The organism is Leucothrix mucor DSM 2157, from assembly GCF_000419525.1.
Lineage (GTDB): Bacteria > Pseudomonadota > Gammaproteobacteria > Thiotrichales > Thiotrichaceae > Leucothrix > Leucothrix mucor.
This window is the reverse complement of the sequence record NZ_ATTE01000001.1, coordinates 4,060,538-4,079,137: the sequence shown is the minus strand read 5'-3', so window position 1 is coordinate 4,079,137 and position 18,600 is coordinate 4,060,538. Positions and strand designations below refer to the sequence as shown.

The following is an 18,600-nucleotide window of genomic DNA, read 5'->3' as shown; positions in this document are numbered from 1 at the left end:
CATGAAAACAACCAGCCGCCTTTGGCTATTTGGAATACTGATTGTCGGACTGGCTATTGCTGCAACCATCACATTCCGAATCAACCCTTACCACACTGCTTCCGATACGTTTCGGGGGCGGGTACTAGGCTTTGAGTTATTTCGAATTCCCAGTGATTCCATGAAACCGACACTGATTCCCGGTGACTACATACTGGTTTCAACCAATGCTTACACCAACGCCGAACCGCAAATCAATGATGTGATTACCTTTTTGTATCCAAAGGATAAGTCCGTTAATTACATCAAACGCTTGATTGGCCGCCCCGGAGATCGCGTACGCATTGAGAACTTCAATGTGTTTGTTAATGGTAAACAAATTGAACAGCCCTATCTTGACAAAGCTTTGGTCAAATCACCTATTTCCCGGTTCATGCCAGAAATTGTCGTTCCGAAGCGGGGCTTGTTTGTGATGGGCGATAATCGGGATAATAGCAATGATAGCCGCTTTTTTGACGTGGTTAATCAAGCGGATGTCATCGGCAAAGCAACCACCATTGTATTTGGTCAAAATCAACGTATCGGACAATCTATTCAATGAACGGCATTTTTGTAACCGGCACCGATACCGATGTCGGCAAGACGTGGGTGGGTACTCACCTCATCCGTGAACTTATTGATCGTGGCATCGATGTACACCCGCGAAAACCCATCGAATCAGGCTGGCCTACTGGTGATTTTCAACATACTGATGCTTGGCGACTGGCACTGGCAGCCGGTAAAACCGAACAGTTAGATGCTATCTGCCCTAACCGTTTTGCAGCGGCATTATCACCAGTACGAGCCGCTCGCATGGAAGGCACCTCACTAACACTGCGTCAATTAGCCGCTCAATGCACTGAAAATCTAAAGCAGGATGACTTTCTGTATGTCGAAGGGGCTGGCGGACTTTACTCGCCATTAACTGAAGATGCGCTCAATGCAGACCTTGCCAGTGCGCTGCGTTTACCGGTGGTACTGGTCGCTAATAACCGCCTTGGCTGCATGAGTCAGGTGCTTTTATGTTGTGAAGCACTGCAACGAAGAGGCTTAGATTTACTCGCCGTTGTGCTCAATCAAGTCAGCGATAGCAGTGGCGATGCGACCATGAATAACCAAGAAGACTTAGCCGAATTGCTCCCGCAGCCGGTTTTTAGCTTGACTCATAATCAAAGCTCCTTGCCAGCCCCCCTGATAGATTTGCTATACTAGTGAATTACCTAGGAAAAATGCCGGACACACTCCCATGTTATACCCAAAAGATTATGATGTAATTGTTGTTGGTGGCGGCCATGCAGGCACCGAAGCCGCACTGGCGGCTGCACGCATGGGACAACGTACACTGCTACTGACCCACAATATCGAAACCATTGGCCAAATGAGCTGCAACCCCGCAATTGGCGGTATCGGCAAAGGCCATCTGGTTAAAGAGATTGATGCACTGGGCGGTGCCATGGCGCATGCTGCCGACCGTGGCGGTATCCAATTCCGAATTCTGAATGCACGTAAAGGGCCAGCGGTACGAGCGACTCGTGCTCAGGCTGACCGCGTACGCTACAAAGCCGCTGTGCTGGAAATCGTTCAGGGGCAAGAAAATCTAGACCTGTTTATGCAAGCTGTGGATGATCTGATCGTCGAAAATGATCGGGTAGTTGGCGTGCGCACTCAAATGGGCCTGAATTTCCGCGCGAAGGCCGTGGTATTAACTGTCGGCACTTTCCTTGGTGGAAAAATCCATATTGGTATGGAAAACCACTCTGGTGGTCGTGCTGGTGATCCACCCTCCATTGCACTGGCTCAGCGCCTGCGTGAATTACCATTTCGAGTAGAGCGCCTGAAAACAGGGACGCCGCCGCGTATTGATGCGCGCAGTATTGATTACAGCCAGCTAAGCGCTCAGCCGGGTGATGACCCAACCCCAGTATTTTCATACTTAGGTAATCGCTCAGAGCATCCCGCGCAAGTGGCTTGCCACATCACCTACACCAATAAGAAAACGCATGATCTGATTCTCTCATCACTAGATCGCTCACCGCTGTATTCGGGTGTGATTGAAGGGACTGGCCCACGCTACTGCCCGTCCATCGAAGACAAAGTTGTGCGCTTTGCGGATAAAGAACAACACCAGATTTTTATCGAACCAGAAGGTCTCGATACTTATGAAATCTACCCGAACGGCATCTCAACCAGCCTGCCATTTGATGTACAGCTCGGTTTAGTCCGCTCCATTGTTGGCTTTGAGAATGCGCATATCACGCGTCCGGGTTATGCCATTGAATATGATTTCTTCGATCCTCGTGACCTGAAACCAAGCCTTGAAACCAAGTTTATGCCAGGCCTGTTTTTTGCGGGTCAAATTAACGGCACCACCGGCTACGAAGAAGCTGGCGCACAAGGCTTACTCGCGGGTATGAATGCTGCATTGCTGGCTCAAGACAAAGAGTCTTGGAGCCCTAAGCGTAATGAGGCTTACATCGGCGTGTTGGTTGATGATCTGATTACCTGTGGTACCCAAGAGCCTTATCGGATGTTCACCAGCCGTGCAGAACATCGCTTACTGTTGCGCGAAGATAATGCAGACTTACGTTTGACTGAAATCGGCCACAAGCTTGGTTTAGTGGATGAAAATCGCTGGCGTGCTTTTAGCGAAAAACGCGAACAAATTGAGCGTGAGATGCAGCGCATGCGTGATACCTGCATTCGTCCGGCACAACTGACTCCAGAACAAACAAATACTATTTTTGGCGGACCATTAAGCCATGAATACCACATGGACGAGCTACTGCGTCGCCCGAATATAACCTACAAAAGCCTGACCTCACTGGATATCGCCGGCCCTGCCGTTAGCGATGAAGCCGTTGCCGAGCAAGTTGAAGTACAAATCAAATACGCCGGCTACATTGAGCGCCAGCAGCTGGAAATTAATAAGCAACTGCGTCAGGAAAGCACGGTGCTGCCGAACACTTTGGATTACAGCGAAGTGGTTGGGCTCTCTAATGAAGTGCGCCAAAAGTTTGTTGAGCAGCGCCCAGCGACTATTGGACAGGCTTCACGCATTCCGGGCATTACGCCAGCGGCTATCTCCATCTTGCTGGTACACCTGAAAAAGCAACAATTGCAACTGAAGGCCAGCGCATGAGCGAGTCATTATGGGAGTCAGGCCTTGCAGCATTAGACTGTGGGGCAAGTGATGAGCAAGTTGCCAAGCTGAAACTCTACGTGAGCTTGCTACAGCGCTGGAATAAAACCTACAACCTCACAGCTGTTCGTGATCCTTTAGAGATGATTCCGGCGCATATTTTTGACAGCCTAGTCGTTGCGCTTCACCTTGAGGGTAGTAATTGCTTAGATGTTGGTAGCGGCGCAGGCTTGCCCGGCATTCCTTTGGCCATTTTACAGCCAGAGCGCCAGTTCACCATGCTGGATACCAACGGCAAGAAAACACGCTTCATCCAACAAGCGATTATCGAGCTGGGTCTAAAGAATGCCAGCGTAGTGCAGAGCAGGATTGAGCAGTGGAAACCACCGCAGCTATTTGATGCGATCATCAGCCGCGCTTTTGCCTCCATTGTCGATTTCGTAGAGGGTAGCGCAATGCATCTAGCCGAAAACGGTGCACTGTATGCCATGAAGGGACAATTTCCGGCAAGTGAATTAGCGGAGCTGCCTGACGGCTACGTTCTGGAATCACAACATGAGCTAAAAGTGCCCTCACTGGTTGGCGAGCGCCATTTGTTGAAAATAGTCGCAGCACACTAAAAAAACCCTTTTTGTTTAGCGAACAGACAAAAAATCAGTATAATGCATGAGCTGAGCTAATCATTGAGGCTCCTTACATTAGTATATCAACACTATTCACTAGCGATTTCCCGCAAATTAGCGCTTAGTTCGATCGGATCGATTTAAATCGGCCCAACTAGTGTGATGTCGTCAGCTGCATTGGCTCAGTGGTTTGTAGTACCTCCTAAGTTTGTTCTTAATATCGTAGATGATTGCATTTGCACCCAAGTCTAGTGCTTGGGTGTCTTTTTACGGGCTTTTTCTAATCACAGAAACACCCTCCTCCAAAAATGCCGTATAATCCCCCGTTTACTGAAACTGCTGAATTTACTGCACATGTCTGAATACAACGTCTCCACCTTTCAGGGACAGATCTTCGCCCTGCAGGACTACTGGTCAAAACAAGGCTGCGCCATTTTACAACCCTACGACATGGAAATGGGCGCGGGTACTTTTCACCCTGCGACATTCCTGCGAGCGGTTGGCCCTGAGCCATGGCGTGCGGCTTACGTACAACCATCACGCCGTCCAACCGATGGTCGCTATGGCGAAAACCCTAACCGCCTGCAACACTATTACCAGTTTCAGGTAATTATTAAGCCATCTCCGGATGATTTTCAGGAACTGTACCTTGGCTCACTTAAAGCCATGGGTATCGACCCGCTGAAATACGATATTCGCTTTGTTGAAGATAACTGGGAATCACCAACGCTGGGTGCGTGGGGACTGGGCTGGGAAATCTGGCTAAACGGCATGGAAGTGTCGCAGTTTACCTACTTCCAGCAAGTCGGCGGTATCGACTGCAAACCCGTTTCGGGCGAGATTACTTATGGTCTGGAACGGATTGCCATGTATGTGCAAAACGTTGAAAACGTCTACGACTTAGTCTGGACTGAAGGCCCGCAAGGCACTATCACTTATGGCGATGTTTACCATCAAAACGAAGTTGAGCAGTCTACTTACAACTTCGAAAAAGCCAATGTGGAAGAGCTGTTCCATCAGTTCGATGAAGCTGAGCGCGTGAGTGTGGCGATGATCGAATCCGGCCTGCCACTGCCTGCTTACGAGCAGATGCTGAAAGCCTCACACCTGTTTAACTTGTTGGATGCGCGTCACGCGATTTCGGTGACTGAGCGTCAACGCTACATTCTTCGGGTACGTACTTTGTCTCGCGGCATTGCACAAGCGTATTACGACTCGCGCGAAGCCTTAGGCTTCCCTATGTTGAAATCGGACAAAGCAGAATAAAGGAGATCTGGCAATGACAACGACTGCGGACTTGCTGATCGAAATCGGCACCGAAGAATTACCCCCGAAAACGCTGGGCAAACTATCAGCGGCACTCACTAGCCACCTGGTGGATAGTCTGACAACCGCCGGCATTCCATTTGGCGAAGTAAAATCATTTGCTTCCCCACGCCGTTTGGCAGTTCTGATCAATGATGTTGCCGAGTTTCAGGCCGATCAGGATGTTGAAAAACGCGGCCCTGCCTTAAAAGCAGCTTACGACAAAGAAGGTAATCCAAGCCGTGCGGCAATGGGTTTTGCCAGCTCTTGTGGCACGACATTTGATCAGTTGCAGCAGATTGAAACCGACAAAGGAACCTACCTAAATTTCAAGCAAACGGTTAAGGGTGCAGCGACTCGTGACTTACTAGTTGACATGTTAAATGCGGCATTAGCTGCACTGCCTATTGCCAAGCGCATGCGCTGGGGTGATCGTGACACTGAGTTTGTACGTCCGGTGCATTGGATTGTGTTTTTATTGGGAGACACGGTGGTCGATGCTGAAATTCTGGGTATCAAAACCGGTCGTGAAAGCCGTGGCCATCGCTTCCATGCACCACAAGCAATTAGCCTGAATACGCCTTCAGACTATGCTGATGCCATGCGCTCAGCCTATGTCTTAGCCAATACGGATGAGCGACGCGAAACTATTCGCAAACAAGCAGAAGCCAGCGCTAAAAGCATTGGTGGTGTTGCAGTAATTGATGAGTCATTGTTAGATGAAGTGACTAACCTGGTCGAATGGCCAAGCGCAGTCGATGGTTGTTTTGGTGAAGAGTTCTTGAAAGTGCCTCAGGAATGCCTGATCACCAGTATGCAAGATCACCAGAAGTATTTCCCGGTCGTTGATGAGTCTGGCAAATTAATGCCGTACTTTATTACGATCAGTAATATCGAAAGCAGTGATGTCAGCGTCGTGCGTGATGGTAATGAGCGCGTTATCCGACCTCGCTTTAGTGATGCTGCGTTCTTCTGGGATCAGGATTGCAAAACACCGCTGGAATCACGTCGTGAGGCGACCCAAAAGATCGTTTTCCAACAGCAACTTGGCACCTTGTTTGAAAAAACAGAACGTGTTTCCCAACTAGCTGGCCGTATTGCCACACAGCTTGGTGAAAATGCAGAGCATGCATCGCGTGCTGCACAGCTAAGTAAGTGCGACCTAGTCAGCGATATGGTACTGGAGTTCACTGAACTGCAAGGCATCATGGGGCGCTATTATGCGCTGAATGATGGCGAGCCAGAGTCAGTTGCTTACGCGATTGAAGAGCAGTACAAGCCTGGTTTTGCAGGTGACAGCATTCCGCATTATATGACGGGAAAAATCCTGTCATTGGCCGATAAGCTGGATACGATTTTAGGTATCTTCGCAATTGGTCAGAAGCCTACCGGCACTAAAGACCCGTTTGCACTGCGTCGTGCAGCGCTTGGTGCACTGCGGATTATTATCGAAGGTGAGCTAAAACTCGACCTGCGCGATCTTCTGGAGTTTGCAGCCACTAGCTTACAAGATAAAGTCGATGCCACAGCCGCAATAACGCCGACCTACCAATACATTATGGAACGGTTACGCGCTTATTATCAGGACCAAGGCGTGAGCTTGGATGTGGTTGAAGCCGTTGCGGAGCTGGATATTTCCTCCCCGTTGGACTTTGAGCACCGGGTAAAAGCCGTTAGCGCATTTAAGCAATTGCCGGAAGCTGAGCCATTAGCTGCCGCCAATAAGCGAATTGCGAATATCCTGAAGAAGTTGGATGGTGAAGCCACTATCGCGCTGGATACATCACTGTTTGCTGAAGCTCCGGAAACAGCACTGTTTGAAGCCATCACTGCCCAGCAAGCAAAACTGGCTCCACTACTGGCAGCCAACGATTACACAGAAGCACTCAGCTCATTGGCGGCTATTCGCCCTGAAGTTGATGCCTTCTTTGATGGCGTGATGATTATGAGTGATGATGAAGCACTGAAAAACAATCGGATTGCTTTACTCACCTCCTTGCGCGGTTTGTTCCTGCAAGTTGCCGATTTATCCAGTTTGCAAGGCGCTTGAGTAACGATAAACGGTAGTCGACCATATTAAGCTGCAGTTCATACTGCTAAATGCTCAGGTGGTCTGCTACCGATAGTCTGCAAAGCCCTGCTTCCCTAAGATACACGCATCTTAAGGAACTAGAGCACTGGACAGAGTAAGGATGCTTTGCCATTGCAGATTAGATGCTCAGGGATTGAGCGTCGCTTGAATAAAAAAAGCGCCCTTTGCCGGGGGAAGCAAAGAGCGCTGGGGATTGAGATCGGCGATGATTTTATTTTTATTATTGCTAGATCGCTCTTAATCTCGGGGCTTGCTGGTAAATCTTGTTATTAGGTACTGATTACTCAATCAATACTGTTTGTTATAATTGTGCCCTTCGCTGGGGAAGGCTAGGGGCACTGGGGTTGAGATCGGTGGTGCTTTATTTTTGTTTTACTAAACCACTCTTCATCTCGGGGGCTTGTTTTAACTACTATGTTATTTAAGTCTCGTTATGTAATGATAGTTGCAACAACGAGGCCAACTTTTTATTTAACTCAGTAAGTCACTGATAAATAAAATATTATTAGCTAATATAGAAATACTCCTGACACGGTTATTCCCGTCATAAGGTGACAATTTAGTAATGAGCTGTCAGCTTCTAACAGCGAAAACACGTTTCTGTCACACTCTGACCCATTCTGAATAGCTTTGCCGCTCAGTACCGAATCCTGTAAGCTCTGAATCACCCCATAACTCTGACTCAGTCGGTTTAATAAAGCCCCTACCCGAGGTCCCGGCCTGTGATTAAGTATGAACGCGATCCTAAGATCATCCAGCAGACTTCTATTAAGTCCATTCGTGAAACACTACACCTAGACAATCTGGAAGACCCTCGTCAGCAGCTGCTGGTGAGAATGATTTATGCTTATGGCGATATCAATGTCATGCAGCAAGCGCGGATAAGCGAGAATGCTATTAGTGCAGGCCTGCTTGCGCTTAAAAAGAATGCCAATATTCTGTGCGACTCCGGCATGGTGGTAGAAGGCTTAAAAACAGAGCATTTACGCAAAGAGCCGATCTGTCTGATCGACCGACCTAATGTCATTTCCCAGGCCAAGTCCAAAAAACTAACCCGCGCCATGGTGTCGGTAGAAAACTGGAAGCACTATGCTGAAGGCAGCATTGTGTTAATCGGAAATGAGCCAACCGCATTACTGCGCCTAATGGATTTGATGGAGCAAGGTAATATTGGTAAGCCTGCATTGATCATCGCAATGCCACGTGGCTACATTGGTGCTGCGGAGTCAAAAGACTACCTTTGGGAGCATCATGAGCAGCTCGGAACGCCCTGTATTACAATGATTGGCACGATGGGCGGTAGTACTTTGGTGGCAGCCGCGATGAATACCTTGATCAACCTAAGACAAGAAAGTTTGCTCTAAATCCCTCGATATACCCCTGCTCAACATAACTATTAACTGACATATACCAACAAACTGCGCTATATTGTCTCAGCCATTGATTGCTGAGCTCTTAGCGGATAACTCGTCATGGCCATTCGGCTGCAACGAACCTTGATCTTACTTTCTCCAGTACAAGGGCATTTAACCAATAAAAAAGACTACTACGGAAAGGGTCAACACATGATTTTCTTAAGATTCATGTCTGCGGTCACGTTACCGGCAATGCTAATTCTTCTATCGGGGTGTGGTGGGGAATCAGCAACAATAACGCCAGCGTCGACTCCAGCATTAACAGCAAATGACACAGACAATAACCAAAATACCAGCTCGGCAGAGCCAACTGCTGCGCCAGAAGCCGCTCCGGCACCTAAACTCGTTAAACGTAATTTACAACGCCGCGCTGTTCCGGGCCGCCCAACCGGTAGCCCTGTTGTTTCAAAAGCATTGGCAGATAACTTAAATGCGGGCAACCTGAAAGAAGCCGAGCGCTTCATCAAAATGGGCGCGGACGTCGATTATGTCGGCGGCAATCGTGAGCCTGTCTTGTATACCGCCATTCGCCGTGGCAATTATGACATCGCCGACCAACTGATTTTATACGGAGCAGATACCAATCTTAAAAATGGTAATGGCTTAACGCCACTGCAACTGGCAATCAGCAAAAGCCATCAACCAACTATCGACTTACTGCTTAAAAATGGGGCTGATCCTAGCTATCAGGGTCCACAAGGCAGTGCGCTATACATAGCAATTGAATCTGGTAACACGGCGTTAGTCCAAAAATTACTGGAGTACTCAGCAGATCCTAACTCTTCAGGGCCAGGCGGTCAGGTATTACATGCAGCCATTGCACGTGGACAAGTTAGCAGCGTTCAACAATTACTTAAGTATGGTGCTAATGCCAATACAGGTAGCCGTCAAGGTACACCAATCCAAATGGCAATCCGTGCCAAAAGTGCTCCAATCGTTTCATTGCTGACGGCAGCAGGTGCCTCGACCAATGTATCGGATGGTATCGGTGAAACTTTACTGCACAAAGCAGCCGCACAAGGCTTGCTGGATGTGGTCAAGTCACTTGTAGAAGGTGGTGCAAATATTGAAGCCGTTGATAAGTTTGAGGAAACGCCTCTACATGAAGCTGCTGCCAAGGGTCAGTTATCGGTCGTTCAGTACTTAATCGCAAAAGGTGCCAATAAAAACGCACTCACGGTGAAAAGATGGACCGCATTGCACGAAGCAGCCCGTTTTGGCCACGCCGATACAGCCGCTTACCTGATTAGTCAGGGTTTGAGCCGTAACGCTAAAACCAGTGATGGCATGACACCTAAAGCACTGGCTAACCACCTGAATCATTCAGCGGTTATGCCAATGCTGTAAAACAGGACCTTTGCTTACTGCGCAGCCAGTAAGCGATCCATAGAACGATACGAGACGGCCTCGGTTAAATGGGCCGTCTCAATGTTTTCAGATTGATCCAGGTCCGCAATGGTTCTGGCTACTTTTAATATCCGATGACAGGCTCTCGCCGATAGCTTAAAAGCCTCCAAGACTTGCCCCAATAAGGCATCATCTGCAGGTTTCAGTACGCAATACTTCGCTAACTGCTGCGTGCCCAAGGCATAGTTAGGGCACTGCTGGCGCTGTTGTTGCCGGTTTCGCGCATCACAGACACGCGCTCTCACTGTTTCACTCGACTCGGTCGCCTCAAGGCTACTTAAATCGGAATGCGATAAACGCGGTACTTCAATCTGCAGGTCAATCCGGTCCAAAAATGGCGCAGATAAACGCTTGCGATAACGCCGTTGTTGTTCCTGAGTACAATGGCAGTTTGATTTAAGATCGCAATCCAAACCTTGCGGGCAAGGGTTCATCGCCGCAACCAGCTGGAATCTTGCAGGGTAATTAGCTTGTCTGGCCGCTCGTGAGAGTGCAATGCGCCCTGTCTCCAAGGGTTCACGCAACACTTCCAACACCTTGCTATTAAACTCCGTCAACTCATCCAGAAACAAGACGCCGTGATGGGCTAATGAAATTTCACCGGGCATAACCTTTGCACCACCACCCACTAATGCAACCGCAGAGGCGGTATGGTGTGGCTCCCGAAACGGTCGTCGCGACCAATTATCTGGATCAAATCCTTGATGGCTTACTGAAGCTACCGAAGCAGATTCCAAGGCTTCCTCTTCGGTCATCGGTGGCAAAATCGTTGGCAAACGGCTAGCTAACATCGTCTTACCGGTACCCGGTGGCCCAACCATTAATAGATGATGCCCACCGGCAGCTGCAATCTCCAAAGCCCGCTTAGCCTGAAACTGGCCTTTAACATCTAACAGATCAATCGTATAGGTTTGCGAACTTGCCTCAAATTGCCGTGAGTAGCTGCCAATGCACTCCAAATGATTCAAGTGACGGGTAACAGACATCAAACTAGCTGAGGGAAAAATGAGTGAATTTTCAATGATGCCAGCCTCTGCCGCATTACCTTCAGGCAATATAATGGCACGACCTCGATGATGCGCCGCAAATGCCGTCGGTAGTACGCCACTCACCGCCCGAAGTTCGCCACTTAAAGCCAACTCACCAATAAATTCGTAATCTTCCAGTCTGTTTTTTTCAATTTGACCAGAAGCCGCCAAAATACCCACCGCAATTGGCAAATCAAAACGCCCACCCTGCTTGGGTCGGTCAGCTGGTGCCAAATTTACGGTGATGCGATTAGTCGGAAAATCAAAGCCCGAATTAATAATCGCTGAGCGCACGCGGTCTTTACTTTCTTTGACCGCCGCCTCAGGCAAGCCAACAATCGAAAAGCCCGGTAAACCATGGCTTAAATCCACCTCGACACTCACTTGTGGCGCATTAATGCCATCATTGGTTCGGGTATATGCAACCGCAAGACTCATAATTTTATTGTTATTGTGATTAATATCCCTCAGATGCTAGCAAAACCGCCTCATGCACAATAGCAACATCGGATAAGAGGGTATTCCCTTATCAGGTGCAGAAAACTGCAAAATCGCATAAAATGGGCGTTCCTAACTGAAGACAAAGGTTTATCCTCGTGAATGCATCTGCAGCCCCTCGTCGTAATACATTGTTAATTATTCTTGATGGCTTTGGCGTAAACCCAAGCAAGCAAAACAATGCAGTTTATGAAGCCAATACACCGAATCTAGATCGCTATTTCGGCTCTAACACACACACGACACTGCAAGCCTCCGGCAAGCCGGTTGGCTTACCTGATGGCCAGATGGGGAACTCCGAAGTAGGACACCTGACCATTGGCTGCGGTACGATTATCAAGCAAAGCTTGGTGCGTGTAGATGACGCAATTGAAGATGGCAGCTTTGCGCAAAACGACGTTATTTTAGAGGCCATTAGCAATGCAAAAGCGGCTAATCGCCCGCTGCACTTATTAGGTTTGGTCTCAGATGGTGGCGTCCATAGCCATGTCACGCACCTGTGCGCACTGATCGAGCTGTGTACCGCTAATGGTGTAGAGCCAATGATTCATGCCTTTACCGATGGCCGCGACACCTCACCAAAATCCGGCAAGCGTTTCTTGCAAATCGTGCAGGATTGTCTGGATAAAAACAGCGGCCAGATCGCTAGCATCAGTGGTCGTTTCTACGCCATGGATCGTGATCAGCGCTGGGATCGTACTGAAAAAGCCTGGAAAGCCATGTGCCAACAGCAAGGCCCAACCTTTGATACCGCCGCTGCTGCCATGGAAGCTTCATACGCCGAAGGCGAAACCGATGAATTTGTAACACCTTGCGTAATTAAAGGCGCTGAAGCGATTCAAAGTGGTGACTTTGCTTTGTTCTTCAACTTCCGTAATGACCGCCCTCGTCAAATGGCGGCGGCTGTTGCTCATAAAGACTTCGAGCACTTTGATCGTGGCGAGTTTGAGCCGGTTACTTTAACCACCATGACCGAGTATGACAGCACACTGACTGGCCCAATCGTATTTGGACCACAGCAGCCTGAAACCTGCTTGTCAGAAGTCATCAGCAAGGCTGGCGTCAAGCAGTTGCACTGCGCTGAAACGGAGAAATACGCACACGTCACCTTCTTCTTCAATGGTGGTAAGGAAGAAGCATATCCGGGCGAAGATCGCATTATGATCAACTCGCCGAAGGTAACAACTTACGACGAATGCCCGGAAATGAGCGCCGCGGAAGTCGCTGATACCGTTGTTGATGCCCTGAATAAACAGGAGCACGGCTTTATCGTGGTTAACTTTGCCAATGGCGATATGGTTGGCCACACGGCTATTGGCGAGGCGATTGTTAAAGCCGTTGAAGCACTGGATATTCAAGTAGGTCGCGTATTAGATGCCGCCGCTGAGAACAGCTATTCCGTGATTCTGACAGCCGATCACGGTAACTGCGACGAGTATGTCGACCCAATCACTAAGGAACCGAATACTCAGCACACGGTCTACCCTGTTCCTTGCTTGATTATCGATCAAACTTATTGGACACTGAACTCAAGTGGTGGTCTGGGCAATTTAGCACCAACTGTCTTACAGCTTATGGGTCTGGAGCAACCGGCCAGTATGGATTGTAAATCGTTGTTGCTGAGTGAGCTTGCCTGATTTTTCGCCCTTAGACGGAACGACGGGCAGATTATGGAAAGGATTTCCTCAGCACAGAGATACTTATACGAATGTTAGATTGGAAATCATTAACCATAGTCTGCCTGACAAGCATTGCCCTGCTCAGTGCTTGTAGCAGTAATAACAGTGCCGTAAAACAAGAAAGAATAATCGTCAGCGACGATGCGGCTGAGTTACAACAGCGCAATGCCAATGTGCGGCCAGTCAGTAATTCAGCCCGCTTTGCAGGCACTTTGCAGGCGCACAATATTGTGCGCCGCGCTCATAACCTGCAACCTCTCATCTGGTCCGATAGCTTGGCCGCTTATGCTCAGCAGTGGGCTAATCATCTGGCCAGTACCAGTAATTGCCAAATGCGCCACCGCCCAACGTCAGGCCGCTTCAAACAGCAGCATGGTGAGAACTTGTGGTGGGCCAGCCCCAGAATTTGGTCAGATGGCATTACCGAAGTTCAGAAAATCACCATTGGCCGCGTTGTCAAAGACTGGGCTGATGAGAAGCCGTTCTATAACTATCGAAACAACAGCTGCCAGCCCGGCGAGCAATGCGGTCATTACACGCAATTGGTCTGGCGGGAAACCACAGAAGTGGGTTGCGCTTATCAACAGTGCAGTGATAAGTCACAACTCTGGGTTTGCAACTACAACCCACCAGGCAACTACATTGGCGAGCGCCCGTACTAAGCCTTAAATTGCGTTTAGTTGTTTTAGCTGATCTAAAATAACTTCAGGCCGATTGTAATCCAGAGGGAGATAGCGATAGCCCTCTGAACTTTGCAGAATCAAACTCGGGAAGCCCTGTGCGCCCATCGCCCCGCCTAACTGCATTTCCTGCTCGAATACCCGCTGCGTCTCAGCACTATTCAAATCTATAGCAAACTGCGCCTCATCCAGACCCAACTCACCTGCCAAAGCAATCAGCGTTTCATCATCTGATGGATTTTTCGCTTGCAGATAATATGCTTCCTGAATTGCCCGAATCATTGCCGTTTCAGTCTCTGGGTTTTGAACTCGCGCCGCAATCACTGCCCGGCAAGATGGGTAGGTTGAACGCCTTGGTTGGCATTTCGTCCAGAAGTCATGATTAAACTTAGTACCCGGCACTCGCACTTCAATCGTGTGCCAATACCCACTAATGGCATCCTGCATCGCCTTTGGCATAACCTCGGCAGAGTCTGGCGCTAAACCACCTAATAAGTACCGAACGGGCAGCTTTCCTTCTAATTTTTGCTTGATATTTTGCCAGGTTGGGACAAAAGCCCAGCACCAACTGCACATTGGGTCATGAACGTAGTAGAGTGTAAATGGATTGTTCTGATTCATTTGCTAAGCCTATAAGAAGGAAAAAAATATGGTACAAAAAATCATTTTACTCGCCGCATTGGGCACATTACTAACAGCCTGTACACAGGAAACCCAAAACCGCATTGGGCGCTCCATCAATAACTGGACGGGTACTAACGGTATTCTTGAGATCTACGCTGGCGATAAACTTGCCAAGCGCTTCATGAAAATCGACAAACTATCAACCGCTGGCGGCACCACGGACGATATCGCGCGGCCCTACCGCTTTGGCTATGGCATCTTAGACGCTAACCTCAATGGCAAGGTCGATGCTGGCGAAAAGAAAGTCTATTTTGAATTCAGTGACTACTCGACGCCTTATATCTTCTACGAAGATCCGAACTGATTGGTTTCATCTAAACGCCCGTTTCACACCAAATGGGCGGTTTAATACTATCAAATGTGACTTAACTAAACCGAGGGTTAAGAAAATGTAACTTGTTGCAATGCAGCAATGTCGTTAATATCTAACCCGTAAGATGATTTCCTCCTCCTCGACCAGTCGGAGACTTGTAACGAAAGCCACTTTGTTATCTGTCTCCCTCTGGTTTTTTAATTTCTGCCCTCCCAACTTTTCGCCTCTTGACGTAATTCAGCAATCACCCTCAAACGCACCCTGCGTAACCGCTCTTTTACTTGCTCTCCGCGAAAGCCTGCTTCGATAATCGGCGCAACATCAATCCCTTTTGTTTTATCCAATAGCAAAGCATAAAAATCTGCCTGTAAATACTCACGACTCTCAAATGTGGGACGACCTCGGCTATCTGCTTTACAGGCAATTAAAAACTGCGCAAAACGATCGGGTCGACGAAATGCATCTGTTGCGGCTAATACTTTCAGCAAAGTTTTAGGCTTTACCTCAAAGGCACGGTGTACATGCGTGTGGTAAGCACTGGTCAACATGCCTAGCTGACGGTATTCATTCGGTATTTTTAGCCGCTCGCACAAGCCTTTTACCAAGTCCACACCGCGATCTTCATGACCGTAATGATGCGGCAAAATATCCGCTTCAGTAGTCGCCTTGCCTAAGTCATGAGTTAAAGCCGCAAAGCGTGTAACAGGGTCATCCGTTAGTAAGCAGCATTGCTGTAATACCATCATCACATGCACACCGGTATCAACTTCAGGATGATAAACTTTGACTTGTGGCACACCAAACAAGGCATCAATTTCAGGGAATAATACCTTTAGTGCGCCACATTCCCGTAGCGCCAGAATAAACTGCTCAGGATTAGGCTCGGTGAGCGCTTTGGCCATTTCCTGCCAGACCCGCTCCGGTACCAGCGCATCGACTTCACCCGCTTTAACCATATTGCGCATCAATGCCAGCGTTTCATCGGCAATGCTAAAACCAAAGCGATGGAAGCGTGCCAGAAAACGCGCCACCCGTAAAATACGCACAGGGTCTTCGGCAAAGGCTGATGACACATGGCGCAGTACGCGGTTCTTTAAATCCTGTTGGCCGTTTAATGGGTCGACCAGATTGCCGTGCTCATCTTCTGCCATGGCGTTGATGGTTAAATCCCTGCGCAGTAAATCCTGTTCCAGTGTCACATCGGAGGCGGTATTAAATTCAAAGCCATGATAGCCTGCGCTGGTTTTGCGTTCGGTGCGCGCCAGTGCATATTCTTCATGAGAATCCGGGTGCAGGAAGACAGGAAAGTCCTTCCCCACAGAGCGATAGCCAAGCTCAGTCAATTGCTTAGGACTGGCACCCACCACAACCCAGTCGCGATCCTTAACTGGCAACTCTAAAAAGCGGTCTCGCACAGCGCCGCCCACTAAAAATATATTCATATACCTACCCGAACGCATTGCCTCGATATTGTGCGCCGATGTTAGCATGCCTGATGCTAAGACCCGAATAATGTCGACCATATGACGGCTTAGTGGCTGGGGTAATTATTTCCCCATCAGCTGCTTTCTGTATAATCGCCCTCTTAACCAATGAAATAGGCCTGACGCCATGAGCACTCAGAACCGCGCTCTAGACAACACAAGCACGCTCCCTGATATCGCAAACGAGCCACATACCGGCCCCAATGGGCGCCTGAACTGGGTAGGTATGAGTGAAATTGAAATGCCAATTCGCACCCTAAATGGCAATGGCGATCAGATGCAAACGGTGGGACGCATTCAGGCCTATGTCAACCTGACTGACCCTGAGAGCAAGGGCATTCACATGTCTCGCTTGTACCTGACGGTTGATCAAATGCTGGGTAATGAGATCATGACACCGGCTCTGCTCAATGCCGTGGTCAAACAGTTTCTGGTAACGCACGATGGCATTAGTGATAACGCGTATCTGGAATGTCGCTTTGAGTTTATGGAACGTCGTAAAGCACTGATCAGCAATAATACCGGCTGGAAGGGCTACAAGGTGCGTGCCATTACTTCGATTAAAGCGGGCGAGATTAATACCGAGCTTGGCATCGAAGTCCCTTACTCATCCACTTGCCCCTGCTCTGCCGCACTGGCGCGTGACATTATCCAACAAGGCTTTCTGGCAGAGTTTGGCGACTCCGATCAGGTTTCAATGAAAGACGTACACCAATGGCTGGGGACCAAAGAAGGCATTAGTGCCACGCCTCACAGCCAGCGCAGTATTGCTCAGGTGCGTGTAAAGCTGTCACCAGAAGTTGAAGATCTGCCGGTTTCCCGCTTAATTGATAGCATCGAAGATGCCTTGAAAACACCGGTTCAAGCGGCTGTAAAGCGCGAAGATGAGCAAGAGTTTGCACGCCTCAATGGTCAAAACCTGATGTTCTGCGAAGATGCAGCCCGACGCCTGCATCAGCAACTTAACAAAGATGACAGCCTGAGTGACTTCTGGGTACGAGTTAACCACATGGAAAGCCTGCACCCACATGATGCGGTCGCGATTGTGGTTAAGGGCCTTGATAATGGCTACCGCGATGACCCTCGGGAATTCCCTCATTAACCTTTTGTAACGAGCCGTTAACCGTTCGTCTTCATCCATGCAGCGCCAAAATTCCGATTCCGTACACTCGAATGTTGGAATTGACTTTGCGCTTAGCATACTTGGAGACAACGGAATGGCTGATGTAATTCAGGTAATTGAAGATATTAAAAAATACGATGAGAATGCCGATGAATCACTGATTACCGGCATCTTTCGTGAGCTTGGCGCTATCGTATACAACCGCAATACCCGCTACATTGACTGCACCGACCCCTTTGACAGAATGCAGCTGCGTGAGAATTTTTTAAAGAAAAAGCTTGGCCTTCAGCTGAATGATGATGCGCTCAATGAGGCCATCGACAAGACCTGCGAAATCATGAAGGATGCTGACCCACGCTTGCGTGCCACCTTCTGTTATTTACTGGTAAAACGTTTTTCAAAAGAAGCCTTGTTTTAATCTGCCCAATTACTCAACATCGCCCCTTTATTTATGCTAGCGTTAAGGTTTTGCCCGATCGGATAGAAAAAGGTGTCTATGTTAAAAGTCGGACTGACAGGCGGCATTGGTAGCGGTAAAAGTACGGTTGCCAAATCACTGATTGCTAAAGGCATTACCGTGGTCGATGCCGACCAGATTGCCCGCGAAGTGGTGGAGCCTGGCGAAGTTGCCTTGCAAGAAATTGTTGAGGCCTTTGGCGAGCAAATCCTGCATGACGATGACACGCTAAATCGTGCGGCTTTAAAGCAAGTCATCTTCTCCGACCCCAAGGCTAAAAAGCAGCTGGAAAGCATTCTTCATCCACGTATTCGCCAACGGATATTATCGCGGGTGAATGAAGCCACCAACACGGCCTATGTGGTTGCCGACATTCCTTTGTTGGTCGAAAGCCACTACCCAGATCACTTTGACCGCGTGATCGTTGTTGATTGCCCCGTAGAGCAGCAACTTTCCAGAGTCCTTGAGCGCGATCACCTAAACGAAGCGCAGATCAAAGCAATCATTAATAGCCAAGCCAGCCGTGAACAACGCTTGGCTGTCGCCACCGATGTGCTAGACAATAGCGGCACATTAGAATCGTTAAAAATGCAGATTGATAAGCTGCATGAAACGTTGATATCTCTGGTATAATCCGACTAGTTTTTAAAGGGAA

17 protein-coding genes are annotated in these 18,600 nt (G+C 48.7%); 14 read left to right on the top strand and 3 right to left on the bottom strand.

Going from position 1 to position 18,600, the window contains the following annotated elements:
* Nucleotide 1 precedes the first annotated feature (1 nt).
* The 8 genes from lepB (at nucleotide 2) to LEUMU_RS0118510 (ending at nucleotide 9,939) form a co-directional block, all read left to right on the top strand.
* Nucleotides 2–580, top strand: coding sequence for a signal peptidase I (lepB, locus tag LEUMU_RS0118545; RefSeq protein ID WP_022953801.1), 579 nt, complete (start codon nucleotides 2–4; stop codon nucleotides 578–580).
* Nucleotides 577–1,230: a dethiobiotin synthase gene (gene bioD, locus LEUMU_RS0118540; protein WP_022953800.1), complete on the top strand. Its 654-nt coding sequence runs from the start codon at nucleotides 577–579 to the stop codon at nucleotides 1,228–1,230. The genes lepB and bioD overlap by 4 nt, the downstream gene beginning before the upstream one ends.
* A 34-nt stretch (nucleotides 1,231–1,264) precedes the next feature.
* Nucleotides 1,265–3,157 (top strand): tRNA uridine-5-carboxymethylaminomethyl(34) synthesis enzyme MnmG, encoded by a 1,893-nt coding sequence (gene mnmG, locus LEUMU_RS0118535; protein WP_022953799.1) that lies wholly within the window; start codon nucleotides 1,265–1,267, stop codon nucleotides 3,155–3,157.
* A complete protein-coding gene (rsmG, locus tag LEUMU_RS0118530; RefSeq protein WP_022953798.1) occupies nucleotides 3,154–3,777 on the top strand; it encodes a 16S rRNA (guanine(527)-N(7))-methyltransferase RsmG in 624 nt (207 codons plus the stop codon). Before mnmG ends, rsmG begins: the two co-directional genes overlap by 4 nt.
* Before the next feature lie 357 nt (nucleotides 3,778–4,134).
* Nucleotides 4,135–5,046 (top strand): glycine--tRNA ligase subunit alpha, encoded by a 912-nt coding sequence (gene glyQ / locus LEUMU_RS0118525; RefSeq protein ID WP_022953797.1) that lies wholly within the window; start codon nucleotides 4,135–4,137, stop codon nucleotides 5,044–5,046.
* Nucleotides 5,047–5,059: 13 nt separating this feature from the next.
* A complete protein-coding gene (glyS, locus tag LEUMU_RS0118520; protein WP_022953796.1) occupies nucleotides 5,060–7,135 on the top strand; it encodes a glycine--tRNA ligase subunit beta in 2,076 nt (691 codons plus the stop codon).
* Nucleotides 7,136–7,899: 764 nt separating this feature from the next.
* Nucleotides 7,900–8,541 carry a precorrin-8X methylmutase gene (locus LEUMU_RS26785; RefSeq protein ID WP_022953795.1) on the top strand — a complete coding sequence of 214 codons (642 nt, stop codon included), beginning with the start codon at nucleotides 7,900–7,902 and terminating at the stop codon, nucleotides 8,539–8,541.
* A gap of 108 nt (nucleotides 8,542–8,649) precedes the next feature.
* A complete protein-coding gene (locus tag LEUMU_RS0118510) occupies nucleotides 8,650–9,939 on the top strand; it encodes an ankyrin repeat domain-containing protein (protein ID WP_022953794.1) in 1,290 nt (429 codons plus the stop codon).
* 14 nt (nucleotides 9,940–9,953) lie between these two features.
* On the opposite strand, the gene LEUMU_RS0118505 is transcribed toward LEUMU_RS0118510, so the two are convergent.
* On the bottom strand, nucleotides 9,954–11,465 hold the full coding sequence (locus LEUMU_RS0118505; protein WP_022953793.1) for a YifB family Mg chelatase-like AAA ATPase: 1,512 nt from the start codon (nucleotides 11,463–11,465) through the stop codon (nucleotides 9,954–9,956).
* A 158-nt stretch (nucleotides 11,466–11,623) separates the two neighbouring features.
* On the opposite strand from LEUMU_RS0118505, the gene gpmI reads away from it, so the two are divergent.
* Together gpmI and LEUMU_RS28265 are read left to right on the top strand one after the other, a co-directional pair.
* Nucleotides 11,624–13,162, top strand: coding sequence for a 2,3-bisphosphoglycerate-independent phosphoglycerate mutase (gpmI, locus tag LEUMU_RS0118500; protein WP_022953792.1), 1,539 nt, complete (start codon nucleotides 11,624–11,626; stop codon nucleotides 13,160–13,162).
* A 71-nt stretch (nucleotides 13,163–13,233) separates the two neighbouring features.
* Nucleotides 13,234–13,866, top strand: coding sequence for a CAP domain-containing protein (locus LEUMU_RS28265; RefSeq protein WP_022953791.1), 633 nt, complete (start codon nucleotides 13,234–13,236; stop codon nucleotides 13,864–13,866).
* Nucleotides 13,867–13,869: 3 nt separating this feature from the next.
* Here the strand turns inward: LEUMU_RS28265 and LEUMU_RS0118490 are convergent, their stop codons facing one another.
* Nucleotides 13,870–14,505 (bottom strand): DsbA family protein, encoded by a 636-nt coding sequence (locus LEUMU_RS0118490; protein WP_022953790.1) that lies wholly within the window; start codon nucleotides 14,503–14,505, stop codon nucleotides 13,870–13,872.
* Between the two features lie 28 nt (nucleotides 14,506–14,533).
* Between LEUMU_RS0118490 and LEUMU_RS0118485 the strand changes: the two genes are divergently transcribed.
* On the top strand, nucleotides 14,534–14,872 hold the full coding sequence (locus tag LEUMU_RS0118485) for a hypothetical protein (RefSeq protein WP_022953789.1): 339 nt from the start codon (nucleotides 14,534–14,536) through the stop codon (nucleotides 14,870–14,872).
* Nucleotides 14,873–15,078: 206 nt separating this feature from the next.
* Here the strand turns inward: LEUMU_RS0118485 and LEUMU_RS0118480 are convergent, their stop codons facing one another.
* The gene (locus LEUMU_RS0118480; protein WP_022953788.1) at nucleotides 15,079–16,323 is read right to left on the bottom strand and encodes a multifunctional CCA addition/repair protein; all 1,245 of its coding nucleotides are present in this window, start codon (nucleotides 16,321–16,323) and stop codon (nucleotides 15,079–15,081) included.
* Nucleotides 16,324–16,492: 169 nt separating this feature from the next.
* Here LEUMU_RS0118480 and folE2 point away from each other — a divergent pair, with 169 nt between their 5' ends.
* The 3 genes from folE2 to coaE all read left to right on the top strand — a co-directional run bounded on the left by folE2 (nucleotide 16,493) and on the right by coaE (nucleotide 18,578).
* Nucleotides 16,493–17,467: a GTP cyclohydrolase FolE2 gene (gene folE2, locus LEUMU_RS0118475; protein WP_022953787.1), complete on the top strand. Its 975-nt coding sequence runs from the start codon at nucleotides 16,493–16,495 to the stop codon at nucleotides 17,465–17,467.
* A gap of 115 nt (nucleotides 17,468–17,582) precedes the next feature.
* Nucleotides 17,583–17,906, top strand: coding sequence for a DUF2853 family protein (locus LEUMU_RS0118470; protein WP_022953786.1), 324 nt, complete (start codon nucleotides 17,583–17,585; stop codon nucleotides 17,904–17,906).
* 78 nt (nucleotides 17,907–17,984) lie between these two features.
* Nucleotides 17,985–18,578 carry a dephospho-CoA kinase gene (coaE, locus tag LEUMU_RS0118465; protein WP_026744918.1) on the top strand — a complete coding sequence of 198 codons (594 nt, stop codon included), beginning with the start codon at nucleotides 17,985–17,987 and terminating at the stop codon, nucleotides 18,576–18,578.
* Nucleotides 18,579–18,600 lie beyond the last annotated feature (22 nt).